At 65.8% G+C, this 14,880-nt stretch carries 11 protein-coding genes; 5 read left to right on the top strand and 6 right to left on the bottom strand.

Translation table 11 applies throughout. The features are described 5' to 3' along the window. Window positions 1–42 precede the first annotated feature (42 nt). The 6 genes from B1C78_RS01635 to B1C78_RS01660 form a co-directional block, all read right to left on the bottom strand. Window positions 43–513, bottom strand: coding sequence for a chemotaxis protein CheW (locus B1C78_RS01635; protein WP_077277397.1), 471 nt, complete (start codon window positions 511–513; stop codon window positions 43–45). 43 nt (window positions 514–556) lie between these two features. Further along, complete coding sequence (locus B1C78_RS01640) at window positions 557–6,541, bottom strand: hybrid sensor histidine kinase/response regulator (RefSeq protein WP_077277398.1); 5,985 nt, start codon at window positions 6,539–6,541, stop codon at window positions 557–559. Window positions 6,542–6,598: 57 nt separating this feature from the next. Beyond that, window positions 6,599–8,755 carry a methyl-accepting chemotaxis protein gene (locus B1C78_RS01645; RefSeq protein ID WP_077277399.1) on the bottom strand — a complete coding sequence of 719 codons (2,157 nt, stop codon included), beginning with the start codon at window positions 8,753–8,755 and terminating at the stop codon, window positions 6,599–6,601. A gap of 145 nt (window positions 8,756–8,900) precedes the next feature. Beyond that, window positions 8,901–9,452, bottom strand: a complete 552-nt coding sequence (locus B1C78_RS01650) for a chemotaxis protein CheW (RefSeq protein ID WP_077277400.1) — start codon at window positions 9,450–9,452, stop codon at window positions 8,901–8,903. A gap of 13 nt (window positions 9,453–9,465) precedes the next feature. Further along, window positions 9,466–9,828: a response regulator gene (locus tag B1C78_RS01655; RefSeq protein WP_077277401.1), complete on the bottom strand. Its 363-nt coding sequence runs from the start codon at window positions 9,826–9,828 to the stop codon at window positions 9,466–9,468. A gap of 85 nt (window positions 9,829–9,913) precedes the next feature. Beyond that, window positions 9,914–10,270, bottom strand: a complete 357-nt coding sequence (locus B1C78_RS01660) for a response regulator (RefSeq protein ID WP_175628200.1) — start codon at window positions 10,268–10,270, stop codon at window positions 9,914–9,916. A 363-nt stretch (window positions 10,271–10,633) separates the two neighbouring features. Between B1C78_RS01660 and gshB the strand changes: the two genes are divergently transcribed. The 5 genes from gshB (at window position 10,634) to B1C78_RS01685 (ending at window position 14,814) form a co-directional block, all read left to right on the top strand. Then, the gene (gshB, locus tag B1C78_RS01665; protein WP_281250590.1) at window positions 10,634–11,599 is read left to right on the top strand and encodes a glutathione synthase; all 966 of its coding nucleotides are present in this window, start codon (window positions 10,634–10,636) and stop codon (window positions 11,597–11,599) included. A 190-nt stretch (window positions 11,600–11,789) separates the two neighbouring features. After that, window positions 11,790–12,827, top strand: a complete 1,038-nt coding sequence (locus tag B1C78_RS01670) for an FAD:protein FMN transferase (RefSeq protein WP_077277403.1) — start codon at window positions 11,790–11,792, stop codon at window positions 12,825–12,827. Further along, window positions 12,824–13,189 (top strand): NusG domain II-containing protein, encoded by a 366-nt coding sequence (locus B1C78_RS01675; RefSeq protein WP_077277404.1) that lies wholly within the window; start codon window positions 12,824–12,826, stop codon window positions 13,187–13,189. Before B1C78_RS01670 ends, B1C78_RS01675 begins: the two co-directional genes overlap by 4 nt. 231 nt (window positions 13,190–13,420) lie before the next feature. Beyond that, a complete protein-coding gene (locus B1C78_RS01680; RefSeq protein ID WP_077277444.1) occupies window positions 13,421–13,933 on the top strand; it encodes a Gx transporter family protein in 513 nt (170 codons plus the stop codon). Beyond that, window positions 13,930–14,814: an energy transducer TonB gene (locus B1C78_RS01685; protein WP_077277405.1), complete on the top strand. Its 885-nt coding sequence runs from the start codon at window positions 13,930–13,932 to the stop codon at window positions 14,812–14,814. Before B1C78_RS01680 ends, B1C78_RS01685 begins: the two co-directional genes overlap by 4 nt. The last annotated feature ends 66 nt before the right edge of the window (window positions 14,815–14,880 follow it).

Consider the following 14,880-nt stretch of genomic DNA (forward strand, 5'->3'; position numbering starts at 1 on the left):
CTTCATCCTTCATCCTTCCGAACAGAGGTTCCCTCTGTTCGGTCAAAGTCTCTGCAGGTTCTCCTGCAGCCGGTGCTCGATGCGTTCGAGGCGGGGGATGACGCAGCTGACACCGCTGGCGCGGACGCGATGGCCGAATTCGACCGCGTCCCCTTCCTCACTCTCCAGTGGTTCGAGATCGTGGTCGGCCACCTTGAGCGGATGGGGGATGCCGCGCACCTGGATGGCGTAGTACGACAGGCCGGGCAACTGCTCCAGACCGTGCATGACCAGCACGCGTTGCAGTCGGTTGCCGGTGGGTTCCGGCGGGGCGCCGAGCAGCGTTTCCATCGACACGACCGGAACCTGCTCGTTGCGCCACTCCACCACGCCGGTGAGCCACGGCGGCGCGCCGGGGACCTGGCGCGAGGACTGCTGCGTGATCACCTCCGCCACCACCGGTTGGGGCAGCAGCAGATGCTGCTCCGCGAGCGGCACGATGAAGCAGTTCAGGGTGTCGGACGGATCGCTCATGAAGTCTCGGTACCGGGTTCGGCTCGCAGTGAACTACGCAGGATCATGCGGGCAGAATGTCCTTGATATTCGCCAGCAGGTCCGCTTCCTGATAGGGCTTGCCCAGGTAGCGGTTGACGCCGATGTCCAGCGCCCGTTGGCGATGCTTCTCTCCGGTGCGCGACGTGATCATGATGATGGGCACGTTCTGCAGGCGGCTGTCATTGCGCATGTGCGTGGCCAGTTCGTAGCCGTCCATGCGCGGCATCTCGATATCCAGGAGCATGATGTCCGGGACGTTCTCCTGCAACTGGGCCACGGCATCCAGTCCATCCTTCGCCGTGATCACACGGAAGTTGTTGCGCTCCAGCATGCGCGCCGTGACCTTGCGGATGGTGATGGAGTCGTCCACCACCATGACCGTGGGCATGGCCGCCTCGGCGAGTTCCGCGTCCGGCGCACGGTAGACCAGCTGCACGCCGGCACCGATGCGCACCAGGGCCGGCACGTCGAGAATCAGCACCACGCGGCCGTCGCCGAGAATGGTCGCCCCGGAGATACCGCGCACCTTGGCCACTTGCGGACCCACGGACTTCACCACCACCTCGCGGCTGCCCAGGAGCCCGTCCACGTGCAGCGCGATGCGGTGGTCACCGGAACGGACCAGCAGCACCGGGTACATGATGTCCTCGGCATGCAGGTGGGGTTGTGACACATCGAGCAGCACGCCCAGGTGCTTCACCTCGTAGGTGTTGCCCGCGTAGTCGTACAGCGGATGATCCTGTTCGTAGTAAGCGGCCAGATCCTGCGAGCGCATGCGCACGATGCCTTCGATGCTGGACAGCGGCACCGCGTACAGATCCTCGCCCACCTGCACGAGCAGGGCCTGGTTGATGGCCAGCGTGAAGGGCAGGCGCACCGTGAAGGTCGTCCCCTTGCCCTGCACGGATTCGATGCTCAGGGTGCCGCCCAGCTGCTTGATCTCGCTGTTCACCACGTCCATGCCGACGCCGCGGCCCGAGATCTGGCTAATCTCGGCGGCGGTGGAAAAGCCCGACTCCAGGATGAACTGCATCACGTCCTCGTCCGTGAGCAGCGCCTCGTCGCCGCTGATCAGGCCGAGCCCGCGCGCCTTCTCACGCACCGCCTTGAGATTGATGCCCGAACCGTCGTCCTTGACACGGATGACCACCTCGGAGCCTTCCCGGCTGACCTCCAGGTCCAGATGGCCGGTTTCCGGCTTGCCCGCCGCCTTGCGCGCTTCGGGGGATTCGATGCCGTGATAGACGGCGTTGCGCAGCATGTGCTCCAGAGGGGCCACCATGCGCTCCAGCACGGAACGATCCAGCTCACTGCCCTCGCCGCGCACATCCAGGTTCACGCGCCTGCCCAGTTCCGACGCCGTCTGACGCACCACGCGCCGCAGGCGCGGCGCCATGTTGGCAAACTGCACCATGCGCGTACGCATGAGCCCTTCCTGAAGATCGGTACTGACGCGCGACTGCTGCAGGAGCAGCGTTTCGGAATCGCGCACCTGGTCGGACAGGATCTCCTGGATGCTCACCAGGTCGTTGATACTTTCGGCCAGCGCGCGGGAGAGCTGCTGGATGTTGGAGTAGCGGTCCATCTCCAGGGGATCGAAGTCCTCCTCGAGCCCCTGTTCCTCCTTTTCCTTCTCATACCGGAACAGGATCTGCGCCTCGGTCTCCAACTCGAGCTTGCGCAGCTGCTCGCGCAGGCGGGTCACCGTCTGCGCAAGCTCGGCCAGGTTGAAACCGAAACCGGTGATCTGCTGTTCAAGGCGGGCGTGGTAGATGTTCACCTCGCCGGCATAGTTGACCAGGTTGTCCAGCACCTCCGATCGCACCCTGACCAGTTCCTGGGCACTGGCGGCTTCACTCGTCCTGGCGGGCCGGGCGTCCTCCTCGGGTTCACGCGCGCCCGTCTGCGCTGCGGGAGCGGGGGCCTCGGCCGTCGGCGCTTCCTCGAGGCGTTCGGCGAAACCGCCGGGGGTGTCGTCGGAAGGCAGATCGTCCACGTCGAGAAGCACCGTCTCGGCCTCTTCCTCGTAGAACGATTCCGCATCCAGATCGAGGACAGGTGAGAGCTCATCCTGCGTTTCGGGCTCAACCTCGGCGACCGGCAGCGCCTCCTCGGCGGCACCGGCACTGAAGGCGGTGATGCGGGCGATCAGTTCGGGCGCCGCCTCCACGGGCTGTCGGCTGCGCGCCTGCTCCAGCTGGGTGCTCAGCCGGTCCAGAGCCGCGCCCACGGCGTCCAGCATCTCCGGCTGGGGCACGTTGCGCCCTTCGGAGATCTCGATGATCAGGCTTTCCAGGGCATGACTGAGGTCACCGATATTGCGGAAACCCGCCATGCGGGCACCACCCTTGAGGGTATGCAGCTGGCGCTGGATCTCGGCGATGGTCCCCGGGTCGGACGGCGACTTGCGCCACGCTTCCAGCAGGTTGTCCGCGGAATCCAGGATCTCGACACCTTCCTCCAGGAAGATGTCCACCAGTTCCAGGTCCTGTTCGTCTGCCACATCCGGGGGCGGCACTTCCACGGGAGCGGACACTTCGGCGACCGGCGGCTTCTCTTCCGTCTCCGCCGGGGCCGGCGGAGACGGCTCCTGCGCACCCCCGAACTCAGCCGCGAACGGCGGGGGACGCATGGCATTCTCCTGCCTCTGCGCCTCGATGCGGGCAAGTTCCTCGTCGAGCAGCAACTGCATCTCGCCGGCCAGTGCCTCGCCCGACGGCAGGGCAGCACCCCCCTGTTCCAGTGCCGACAGCACGTCGGCAACATGATCGACGAGGGCATGGAAACGCGGCAACACGTCGGCCGGCACGGGCAAGTCGCTGTCCTTTCGCGCCTTGATATAACGCTCGCAGGGCCCGCAGACCTCGGAAATCTCCGGCACCTCAGCTGTGCGTGCGGCCCCGTTCAGGGTATGGATGGCACGCAGCAGGGCATCGCTGACAGGCAGCCCTTCCTCGCCCCCCTGGCCTGCACCATGGATCAAACCCCGCAGGACTTCCAGGTGCTGACCCGTCTCGTTGCGGAAGATCTCCAGCAGCGTGGGATCCATGCGCGCCGGCGACTCTTCCTGCAGATCACCCAGCGCCCCGATATGGGCGACTCCGGATGCCGGTGCCTCCGCCTGCGCGGGCGCCGCGTCATCCTCCCATTGGCGGGCGCCGGCATCCTCCTGCGGCTCGAACCCGGCGGGCAGATCGTCGCGACGCAGCAGACGTGTCTCGTCGTCGTGGCCTGCCTGGCTCACCTCATCCAGCGCGGAAATGTCGGGCTGCGCCTCCCCGGGGACCCATTCGGACTCGAGTTCGAGTTCGCTGACCTCCGGCTTCTCGGTAACGACGGTATCGGCGTCCTGTTCGGCCGTCTCCGCCAGGGACTCCGGCTCTTCCAAATCCGGTTCGAACGGTTGCGGCGCCGTGTCCAGCGTGTCGCCACCGAGGCCGGGCAGTCCCTCATCGCCCACGTCCAGTATCACCGTGGGGGTGTCCTCGCCGGCCGCAACAAGCATCTCCAACGTGTCGTCGTCGCCGGAGGCGTCCTCGGCGGCGACGGGTTCGGCAGGCGCATCGGCGACCGGGGCGGCGGGCTGTGCCACCGGCGGCGCCGCCGGGGTCGGCACCTCGCGGTCTCCCCTGGCCAGCGCATGCGCCCGGGCCATGAGGCCGTAGACCTGTTCATCGTCGCCCGGTCCGCCGGTGATCTGCTCGCGCAGTGCCGGAAGCACACGCAACGCCTCGTCCAGGACCTGATGAACATCCGGCGACGCAGGCGCCGTCTGATCGATGACACGATTGAGCAGGTTCTCCATGGACCAGGCGAACTCGCCCAGCAGTTGCGCGCCCACCAGCCGTCCGCTGCCCTTGAGCGTATGGAAGGAGCGGCGCACCGTGGTAAGCGCCTCCTGATCAGCGGGATTGTTGCGCCACTGGGGCAGGAACTCGCGAATACGCTCGATCTCCTCCTGGGCTTCCTCCAGGAAGATCTCCAGGATCTCCTCGTCCGGCTCCCCGGACATCACCGCAAAGCGTTCCGGTTCCGGCTTCGGCTCCGCTTCGGGTGTCGGAGCCACCGCCGGCGTGCCCGTGTCATTCGGCAGTTCGGCAGACGCCCCCGCCTCGTCAGGGGCTTCCGGGGACGGCGTGCCCGCTTCCCGGACAACGGTATCCGCGTCGGATGACAACGACTCGCCCTGCGCCTCCGGCTCCGGACGGGTCACTACCCAGGTGGGCTCCTCGCTTACCGGCGAGACACCGGTGTAAACAGTCGTGGCATCGCTCGCGGCGCCGCCGTCGGTCGCCGTTCCGGCGGGCACCACCAGCCGCTCCAGGCACTGGCGCGCCGTGTCCAGCATCGGGCGCGGGTCGCCGCTGCCATTGTCCAGGGTTTCCAGGTACAGCTCGACGGCCGCGACCGATTCGGCCAGGGCCTCCTGCTCATCGATATCGGGCACGTGCCCGTGGGCAAGCACCCGTTGCTGAAGATAGCCCCGCACCCCGAGCAGCACGTCGGCCACGTCGTCCAGTGACATCATGGACAGTGCCCCCGCGACCCGGGAAAGCGTCTCGGGAACGTCGTTCAGCTGTTCCGTGCGGGCCGGTTCCGACATGAAGTCCAGGATCGCGCCCTTGGCCTTGGCGATATCCGCCAGCGCCTCGTGCAGGATGGTGGTGACGATGGTGCGTGATTCGCTGGCGGTGAGATCGCCGAAGGCGTTGGGCAACGGCCCGTCGCGCCCGGTGACCCGGCCGCGGGAGGCCACCAGACCGTTGATGGCCGTTTCCAGCTTGAGCAGGCGCGAGGCCACGTCCATGAGCACGACGTCATCGTGCCGCGACTGGTCCTTGACCATCTCCTCGATGACATCGGCCTCGCGCAGCGCCATCTCGCGCGGCTCCGCCATGCCCAGCATCGCCATGGTGTCCGCCATGCGATGCAGCTTCTCCACCAGCGGGGCAAGCTCGGACGCCGGCTGGTCCTCGTTGTGCATGAACACGTCCAGGCCGTCCTTGACCTCCGCCAGGTCCTCGCGGATGGCGCGGGACACGGTCTCCAGCAGCTGCTGGTTGGGGCCCCTGATGTCCTCCAGCGCCTGCTCGAGATCGATGCCTTCGGGCAGTAGTTCGTTGAGCCGGAAGGCGCGCTTGACGGCCTGTACCTGGTCGCCGCCGGGGCGCGAACGGCCCACGTAGTAAATCAGGTTCTTGAGCAGGTCCCCCGGCATCTGCCGGCTCAGGCCGCGCTCACCCTCCTGGATCAGCACGCGGATCTGGCGGTCCACGCGCCCCAGCAACTGCTTGACCGTGACGCTGGCGTCCAGGGCATCGTCGGCCAGCGCCTCGGCCACCGCCCCGCTGATCCAGAACAGCCGGCGCACGGCATCATCCCGGGCCGCGCGTCTCAGGCTCGAGATCACCTCCTGAATACGCCCCAGGCTCGGCTTGACGTTCTTGTGGCGGAACAGGCCGAGCAGGCCCAGCTGGTAGGCATGACGGCTGCGCCGTGCGAGTACCTGGATGTCCTCGCCGCGCTCGGCGCCCGGGGGTTCCTCACCCTCGTCGAGACCGGTGATGCCCTCCATTTCCGGGAAGAACAGCACGTTCTCCGACAGGAGGCTCGCATTGCGGGTGGTGCGCAGGTCGTTGAGCAGCGGGAGCAGGACAATGGGGATGTCCCGATGCCCGGTCTGGATGTGTTCCAGATAATCGGGCAGTTGGAGGATCGCACGCATCAGGACTTCATAGGCGTCGTCCCGGCTGGTCACGCCGCCCTCGCGGACGGCCTGCACCAGGTGGACCATCTCCTCGGCGAGCAGCGCCGCACCATGCAGCTCCACCATCTGCAGGGTACCCTGCGCCTGCCGGAGCTTGTCCGCACTCTCGACCAGCTCCTCGGAGCGGGCATCGTCCTCGATATAGGCCTCGAGCGCACCCCGCGCCTCGTCCAGCAGGGTGTCCAGCTCCTTCTTCACCCAGTGCAGCGCACTGTACTCGATGGTGTCATCCTGGCTCATGGCACACCCGGTTACGTGAGGCGACAGACAGCGGCGGAATCAATCCACATGCCCTGGTCAAGCCACCTTGTGCTCTTTCTCGTCCTGAACGTCCTGACCCCGTTCGGCCGCGGGGCTTTCGGGACCTTCGGTGCCTTTGTCTTCTTCCTCCGCCTCCTGGTCGAGGATGACCGTCTCGAGCTGCTCGGACTCGGGCAGCTTGAAGCCGGCCACCGACTTGCGCAGTTCGGTGGCAAGATTGGTGAGGTTGCCGATGGACACCGCCGTTTCGTTGGTGCCGTCGGAGGTCTGCATGGTGATCTCCTGGATCACGTTCATGGTGTTGGACACGTTCTGGGCCACCGCCGCCTGCTGCCGCGCGGCATGGGAGATGGTGGCGATCAGATCGGCCAGCTGGTGCGACACGCCTTCGATCTCGCTCAGCGCGTCGCCCGCGTCCAGGGCCAGCTTGGCCCCGTTCACCACGTTGGCGGTGGAGTGCTCCATGGAGATCACCGCCTCGTTGGTGTCGGCCTGAATGGTCTTCACCAGGGCCTCGATCTGCTTGGTGGCGTTGGCGGAGCGCTCGGCGAGTCGCTGCACTTCGTCCGCCACCACCGCGAAGCCGCGGCCCGCCTCGCCGGCCGCCGATGCCTGAATGGCGGCGTTCAGCGCGAGGATGTTGGTCTGGTCGGCAATGTCGTTGATGAGGCCCACGATGTCGCCGATCTCCTGGGACGATTCGCCAAGGCGCTTGATCCGCTTGGAGGTCTCCTGGATCTGCTCGCGAATGGTGTCCATGCCGTCGATGGTCTTGCGCACGGTGAGGGCACCCTTGCCGGCGATTTCCACCGACTTCTGCGCCACCTCCGCGGAGGTTTCGGCGTTGCGCGATACCTGTTCGATGGTGTCCGCCATGTCGGTAATCGACGACGATGCCGAGGCGATCTCGCGCGCCTGGTGGCTGGAGGCGTCGGCAAGGCGCAGCGCCGTGGACTGGGTCTTGACCGCCGCGGTCGACACCTGCATGGCCGTCTGGTTGATGGTGGTCACCAGGCTGCGCAGGGCGTCGATGGCGTAGTTGACCGAGTCGGCGATGGCCCCGGTGATGTCCTCGGTCACCGTCGCGTGCACCGTAAGGTCACCCTCGGCGAGGTTGGTCATCTCGTCGAGCAGTCGCAGAATGGCGCGCTGGTTACGACGGTTCTGCTCGGTGGTGACCGCGAGACGCCGGCGGGTATCCTGGTAGAGGATGTAACCCAACAGGATCAGGGTGGCCAGGGACAGGGCGCCGAACAGGTAGCCCGCGAACACCCACACGTCCAGGCGTCCACCGGCGCCCAGGAGACTCGACTCCAGTTCGGTAGTCACGTCGAGCATCTGCCCGGAGAGGCCCTCCACCTGCTCGGCCGCCTCCTTGATGTCGAACAACCGCGGCGCCTCCTCGAGAATGCCGCCCACGTTGTCGCTCACCATGCTGAACAGCATGGCCACTTCACGCAGCTTGTTCTGCGCTTCCGCGTCGTCCACCTGGACAATGCCAAGTGCGGGGAAGCCCCTGATCATGCCTTCCAGCACGCGACCGAACTCGGCCGCGTCCCGGCCGAAGCGGTCGGCCGCGCTGGCCGCCGCGATGCCGCCTTCGAGCACCCCGGTGAGGCTGTGCTGCACGCGCTGCGCCAGCATCAGCTGGCGGCTGGCGATGTAGATCTGCTCAGGCGCGGCATTGGCCGCCACGAGGCTTTCCACCACCTCGTCGGAGAGCGCCATCAGTTCCGGGATGGACTCGGTGATGACCTCGAAGTATTCCGACACGGCGAGCACCGCGTCCTGACCGTCGATGATGCTGTTGATATTGCCGCGGTACTCCGACCAGGCGGCCGCCACCCTATCCAGATCACCCACCACATCCTCGGGCGCCGCGGGCAGACCCGTTGCGGGATCACCCGCCTGCAGCTGCTGGAGCGCGCGGTCGAACTGGTCACGCAGGTTTCGCAGCTGCGGGAAGGCGGCCTGGTTGCCTGCCGCCGACTCCAGGGCGAAGGTGGCAATTCGCTGCGACGTCAATCGCTGGTCGGCAGCGATGGCCACGTGATCGCGGTTGTGACCCACCTGGACGGTGTAGTACACGAACGCCACCACGGTGGCCAACATGAACAGAATGAGCAGACCCACCAATATGGTGAAGGTCCGGTTGAATCCGAGCTTCAGCCCGTCAGTGGTAGTCCCCTTCATGATCTTTCTCCCTGCACCTGCCTCGGTGTATTCGTCTGAGTGGATCCCCGCCCTGCCGAGCAGGGCCCTGCTTTTCTTGTTGTATCGGGACCGCCCGCTTCGCGCGGGCACGGCCTCGGTTCAAACCATTTCGCCGGCGTGCGCCTCATCCACTGGATACGTTGAGAAAGCCCTCATCCCGGGCCAGTCGCCACGGGCTGAAGACCGCGAAGTGTTCGTTTCCAGAGCGAAACGAGCCGGACAGGTACGGGGCGAGCGCCTGATCCCGGATCGGCAGCTCCATGTCCCGGTCGTCCACCCAGAAATGTTTCATGCCCTGCACGGATTCCACGACCAGACCGGCGTAGACACCGTCGCAGTTGACCACCAGCAGCCGCTTGCGGCGCGTGTCACGCGACAGGTTCTCGCCGTAGAGAAACCCCTGCAGATCCATCACCGGCAGCAGGTTTCCGCGCATGTTGGCCATGCCGTAGGCCCAGGGCTTGACCCCCGGTATGCGTGTGCAGCGCGGCGGCGTGACGATCTCGGCCACCTCGTCCATGGGCGCCAGCAACCGGTAACCGCGCAATTCGAAGAGCACGCCCTTCCAGGCCTCTTTCTGTTCCAGCTGAACCGGCAACTGCCCGGCCAGCGTCCTGCCCTTGCTCGCCAGGGACTGCAGGTAACGGAACGGGGACTGGATGGCGGCGGCGGTCATGAGTCGGCTGGTTTCATGACACCAGCGCCTTGACGCGCTGCATCAGGTCCCCTTCCTTCACCGGCTTGACGATGTAGTCCTTGGCGCCCTGACGCATCGCCCAGACCTTGTCGGTTTCCTGGTCCTTGGTGGTGACCACGATCACCGGAATGGCGCTGGTGGCAGCGTCGTTGGCCAGCTGGCGCGTGGCCTGGAACCCGTTGAGGCCGGGCATCACCACGTCCATCAGCACCAGGTCCGGCTTGTGCTGTTTGGCGATGGAGACCCCCTCTTCGCCGCTGGCGGCAGTGAGAACGGTATAGCCGTTCTTCTCCAGCATGCTCTTGAGGACATGGACCTCCGTCGGGGAGTCGTCAACCACAAGTATGCGCGTCATTGAGTCTTGTCTCCGTCGTTTCTCGTCCGTTGCCCGCCCGGCCCCCGATGTCGGGCCCGTGTCCCTGTCGTGCCGGCAGGTCCTTCTAGTGATGTTTCACGTGCATCCTGATGGCGCCGAGCAGGTCATCGCGGGTGAAAGGCTTGGTCAGATACTGCTCGGACCCCACAATGCGCCCCCGGGCCTTGTCAAAGATGCTGTCCTTGCTGGAGAGCATGATGACCGGTGTCTGCTTGAACAGCCGGTTATGCTTGATCAGCGCACAGGTCTGATAGCCGTCCAGCCGGGGCATCATGATGTCCACAAATATGATGTCAGGCTTGTGCTCGGCGATCTTGGCCAGGGCCTCGAAACCGTCGGTGGCAGTCACCACTTCACAGCCCTGTTTCTTCAGCAGGGTCTCTGCAGTCCGACGGATGGTCTTGCTGTCATCAATGACCATGACCTTGAGTCCGCTCAGCTCCACCGGCTCGTCGGCACTGCCCTGGGTTTGTTCGCTCACAGCACCCCCAAACATCCGTCAACTGTCCGAGTTCCGGGCCGAATTTACTCCATGACCTGGGTTTAATCAAACAGATATCTCGAGGCCCGCGGACAGTTTAGAGCCCCAATGTTAGGTGACTTCTAACGCCTTCGGGCGCCCATCGGTCAGGCGAAATGTGCCCTTCATCACACTATGGTTCCGCACAGGCTGAAAACAACGCCTGTCCGTGTGCACCGGCGTTTCATTTGTGATGTCGGCACGGAGTGCATAATCTTGAGCCGGCGCCGGTATGAATCGGCCCGAACGAGGGGGACAATCAGCGTGCAGCGCTCCGCACCAAAGATCGGCGTGATCATGGATCCCGTGGGGTCCATCAACATCAGGAAGGATTCCACCTTCGCCATGCTGCTGGCGGCCCAGCGTCGCGGCTGGCCCCTGCATTACATGGAACAGCATGACCTGTGGCTCGAGGACGGCAGCGTGTTTGCTTCCACCCGGCCCCTGAGCGTGCGCGACGATCCCGCCGACTGGTTCAGCCTCGGAGAACGCGAACAGGCTCCACTCGATACGCTGGATGTCCTGCTGATGCGCAAGGACCCGCCCTTCGACATGGAATACGTGTATACCACCTACCTGTTGGAGCTGGCTGCCGGCAAGGGCTGCCTGGTGGTCAACCGGCCGGACAGTCTGCGTGATGCCAACGAAAAGCTCTTCACCGCCTGGTTTCCCCAGTGCTGCCCACCAACACTGGTGAGCCGGGACATGGGGCGGCTGCGCGACTTCCTCCAACGCCAGCAGGACATGGTGGTCAAGCCGCTGGACGGCATGGGCGGCGCCTCCGTGTTCCGGGTCCGGGATGGCGACCCCAACACGGGCGTCATCCTGGAGACCGTCACGGAACACGGCACGAGAACGGTGATGGCGCAGCGCTTTCTACCCGAATACGTGAAGGGCGACAAACGCATCCTGCTCATCAATGGCGAGCCGGTCCCCTATGCCCTCGCCCGGATCCCGGCCACCGGCGAAGGCCGCGCCAACCTGGCCGCCGGAGGGCGCGGCGAGGGCGTGGAACTCACCGAACGCGACCGCTGGATCTGCGAGCAGGTGGCACCGGCGCTGCGGGAGCGGGGATTGCTGTTTGTCGGCCTGGACGTGATCGGCGACTACCTCACCGAGATCAATGTCACGAGTCCCACCTGCATCCGGGAGCTGGACGCCCTGTATGGACTGGATATCGGCGGTCAGCTCATGGATGCCATCGAACGCCGTCTGGAGGCACAGCACTGACACTTCCGCAGGCCCGCGCCATGCGACGGATCGTTGCGCGGCATCATTCCGGGCGGGTGCCGACTTGGGCTAAGATGCCGCACGGCTGCCCGATCACTCCGTGACCTGTACGATGCGTGGCCGCCCGCAACCGGAACATGCCCCGCAAAGCTGCGCTCACCCGGTGGACAGAGCCCTGACCCACACGTCCATGACACGCACCCTCACCCTGCTGCTGATCCCGTTCGTACTGCTGCTCGCCGCCTGCGAACGGCCCGCGATTCACACCGAGCGCATGCTGGCCTTCGGCACGCTGGTCGAGGTCAGTATCTACACTGCGGACGAGGACCTTGCCCGCGCCGGTGCCAACGCTGTCCGGGAGGACTTCGAGTACATGCACCGGGCATGGCATCCGTGGCAGCCGGGCGCCATGGGACGCACCAACCAGCTGCTGGCCATGGAAGGGTGGTTCTCGGTGAGCCCCTCCATACTGCCCCTGCTGAAACTGGCCGCGGAACTGGAGGCGGCCAGTGACGGCCTGTTCAACCCGGTGATGGGCGAACTGATGGAGATATGGGGCTTCCACGGCGATGAAGAACCCCAGGCCCCGCCCGAGGAGGAGCGGATCCAGGAATGGCTCGAACGCGCCCCCTCCACCCGGTACATCGAACTGGACGGCATCCGCGCCCGCGCCACCCGGCCGGGCGTGCGCCTGGACCCCGGCGGGTTTGCCAAGGGTTACGCCGTGGACCGCGCCATGGAGCGTCTGATGGACATGGGGATTGATCACGCCATCATCAACGCGGGCGGCGACCTGCGCGCCATCGGGCAACCGGGCAGACGCGCCTGGCGCATCGGCATCCGGCACCCGGACGGCGAGGGCGTGCTGGCCTCCCTCGAACTTCAGGGCGACGAGAGCGTCTACACATCCGGGGATTACGAGCGCTATTTCGTCCATGACGGCACCCGCTATCACCACATACTCGATCCGCGCACCGCACGCCCGGCCCGTGAGACGCGCTCGGTGACCGTCATGCATCATGACGGCGCCCTGGCCGATGCCGCGTCCACCGCACTATTCGTTGCGGGCCCCGAACGCCTGGGAGAGATCGCGGGGCGCATGGGGGTGCACAAGGTCATGCTCGTGGATCCTGACGGCGAAGTGCACATGACCGGGGCCATGGCCGAGCGCATCCGCTTCGAGATCGATCCCGCGCCGACGGTGCACATCGTGGAGTTGTCGCAATGACCCGCGCCGACACCCTCGTTGTCCTGGCGGCCGCCCTGCTGGTGGGGTGGTCCTACACGCAGTTCTGGGGCACGTTATCGACCCCCGGCGCCGAGGTGCGCATCGTCGCCGGAGGAGAGGAATTCGCCCGGCTGCCGCTGAATACGGATACGCGTCTCGATGTCCCCGGCCCCGCGGGCGTGACGCTGGTGGAGATCTCCGACGGCGCGGCGCGATGCGCGCGCTCGCCGGGTGCCGCAGGCATCTGCCAGCGCAGCGGCTGGCTGAGGGAAGCGGGCGACATGGCGGTGAGCCTTCCCAACCGCGTCCTCATCGAGGTGCTGGGCGATGCGGAGACACGCTTCGACAGCATCAATTACTAGAGACAAGAGGCAAGAGGCAAGAGGCAAGAGGCAAGATCCAGGCAAAAACCCCCCTTGCCTCTTGTCCTTTGTATCTTGCCATTAGCCCGGACATTGCACCAAGGCGGCCGGCGGCTTTGTGAAACCTTTTTGAATGACCGACATAGATTCGCGCATCTGGGTACAAGGCGGCGGTGACAATGTGTACATCGCCGCCGGCCTATCGCGATCCTTGGTGCAATGTCCGGGCTGATGCTCTTATCCACGACCCGTGAGGACCATCTGGTTGCCTGGCTGGCGGCGCTGGCCATTGCGATCCATGTGCTGGAATCGGCATTGCCCAGCCCGATACCCGGGGTCAAGCCGGGGCTGGCCAACGTGATCACGGTGCTGGCGCTGGTGATGTTCGGATGGCGGGTGGCGGCCTGGGTCAGCCTGTTGCGGGTGCTCGCCGGCAGCCTGCTCACCGGCACGTTCCTGAGCCCCACGTTTCTCCTGAGCCTGAGCGGCGCCGCGGCGAGCCTGGCAGCGCTGCTCGTCGCCCACGCCCTTGTCGGACAACGGCTGAGCCCGTTGGGTCTTTGCGTGCTTGCGGCCATGGCGCACATGCTCGGCCAGTTCGCCATCGCCTACGCGCTGATCATCCCCCATCCCGCGCTGCTGAACCTGCTGCCGGTTTTGCTGAGCGCCGCCCTGCTGTTCGGTCTGGTCACTGGTACAATGGCCGCCCGCATCTACAGGCAACACCCGGCAGTATCCACATGAGCGCAGTCCGTACCGCAGCTGCCGTTACGCCGGCCGACCGGCTCGGGCTCACGCTGTTTCTAGCCGCCGTGATTCACGGCATCGTGATCCTCGGCGTGGGGTTCGGGATTCACCTGAGTTCGGGCGAGCGCACCCCTCCCATGATCGACGTGGTGCTCGTGCAGACCGAGTCACCCGTGCCGCCCGAGGAGACGGAGCGCATCGCGCAGGTGGATCAGCTCGCCAGCGGCCAGGCCGAGGAGCCGGACAGGCCCAGTGCACCGCTGACCGCCCCCCTGCCCCTGCCCACCGACGGCGAGGCCCAGGAACAGGTCACCCCCGCCACACCGCAACCGGAGCCCGTGCAGGAGGTCCCGGTGCTCACCCGGGAAGAGGCACCCACGCCGGCACCCGAACCGGAGCCCGTGGAAGAGGTCCCGCCGCGCGAACTGCCCACCGCGGATCGCCTGGTGGAACGCAGCCTGGAGATGGCACGCCTGAGTTCCGAGATCTCCGATCGCACGCGGCGCTACGCCGAGCGTCCCCGTATCCACTACGTGGATGCGCTGAGCGCGCGCAGCGCGGTGGAGGCGGCCTATATCGAATCCTGGGTGCGCAAGGTGGAACGCGTGGGCAACCTCAATTACCCGGACGAGGCCCGGCGCAACAGGCTGGACGGCTCACTGATCCTCAACGTGCTGCTGGATCACGAAGGCCGCGTACTCAAGGTGGAGGTGGCCTCCGGTTCCGGGCACCAGGTGCTGGACGATGCGGCCCGGCGCATCGTGGAACTCTCCAGCCCCTTCGCGCCTTTTCCCGCCGAGATGCGCCAGCGCTATGACCAGCTGATGATCACGCGCACCTGGGTGTTTCAGGGCGAGGCACGGATGCGCACGCGGTGACGGGGTGGCTCAATTCAAGATTCAAGATTCAAGATTCAAAGGGCAATCGGGGCACGCATCTTGATG

Origin of the sequence: Thioalkalivibrio denitrificans (assembly GCF_002000365.1) — a bacterium.
Taxonomy (GTDB): Bacteria; Pseudomonadota; Gammaproteobacteria; order Ectothiorhodospirales; family Ectothiorhodospiraceae; genus Thioalkalivibrio_A; species Thioalkalivibrio_A denitrificans.

Excerpts from the sequence above, each read along its gene's own strand:
- B1C78_RS01635 (WP_077277397.1), bottom strand. The coding sequence starts at position 513 with ATGAGCGATCCGTCCGACACCCTGAACTGCTTCATCGTGCCGCTCGCG.
- B1C78_RS01640 (WP_077277398.1), bottom strand. The coding sequence starts at position 6,541 with ATGAGCCAGGATGACACCATCGAGTACAGTGCGCTGCACTGGGTGAAG.
- B1C78_RS01645 (WP_077277399.1), bottom strand. The coding sequence starts at position 8,755 with ATGAAGGGGACTACCACTGACGGGCTGAAGCTCGGATTCAACCGGACC.
- B1C78_RS01650 (WP_077277400.1), bottom strand. The coding sequence starts at position 9,452 with ATGACCGCCGCCGCCATCCAGTCCCCGTTCCGTTACCTGCAGTCCCTG.
- B1C78_RS01655 (WP_077277401.1), bottom strand. The coding sequence starts at position 9,828 with ATGACGCGCATACTTGTGGTTGACGACTCCCCGACGGAGGTCCATGTC.
- B1C78_RS01660 (WP_175628200.1), bottom strand. The coding sequence starts at position 10,270 with ATGGTCATTGATGACAGCAAGACCATCCGTCGGACTGCAGAGACCCTG.
- B1C78_RS01670 (WP_077277403.1), top strand. The coding sequence starts at position 11,790 with ATGACACGCACCCTCACCCTGCTGCTGATCCCGTTCGTACTGCTGCTC.
- B1C78_RS01675 (WP_077277404.1), top strand. The coding sequence starts at position 12,824 with ATGACCCGCGCCGACACCCTCGTTGTCCTGGCGGCCGCCCTGCTGGTG.
- B1C78_RS01680 (WP_077277444.1), top strand. The coding sequence starts at position 13,421 with ATGCTCTTATCCACGACCCGTGAGGACCATCTGGTTGCCTGGCTGGCG.
- B1C78_RS01685 (WP_077277405.1), top strand. The coding sequence starts at position 13,930 with ATGAGCGCAGTCCGTACCGCAGCTGCCGTTACGCCGGCCGACCGGCTC.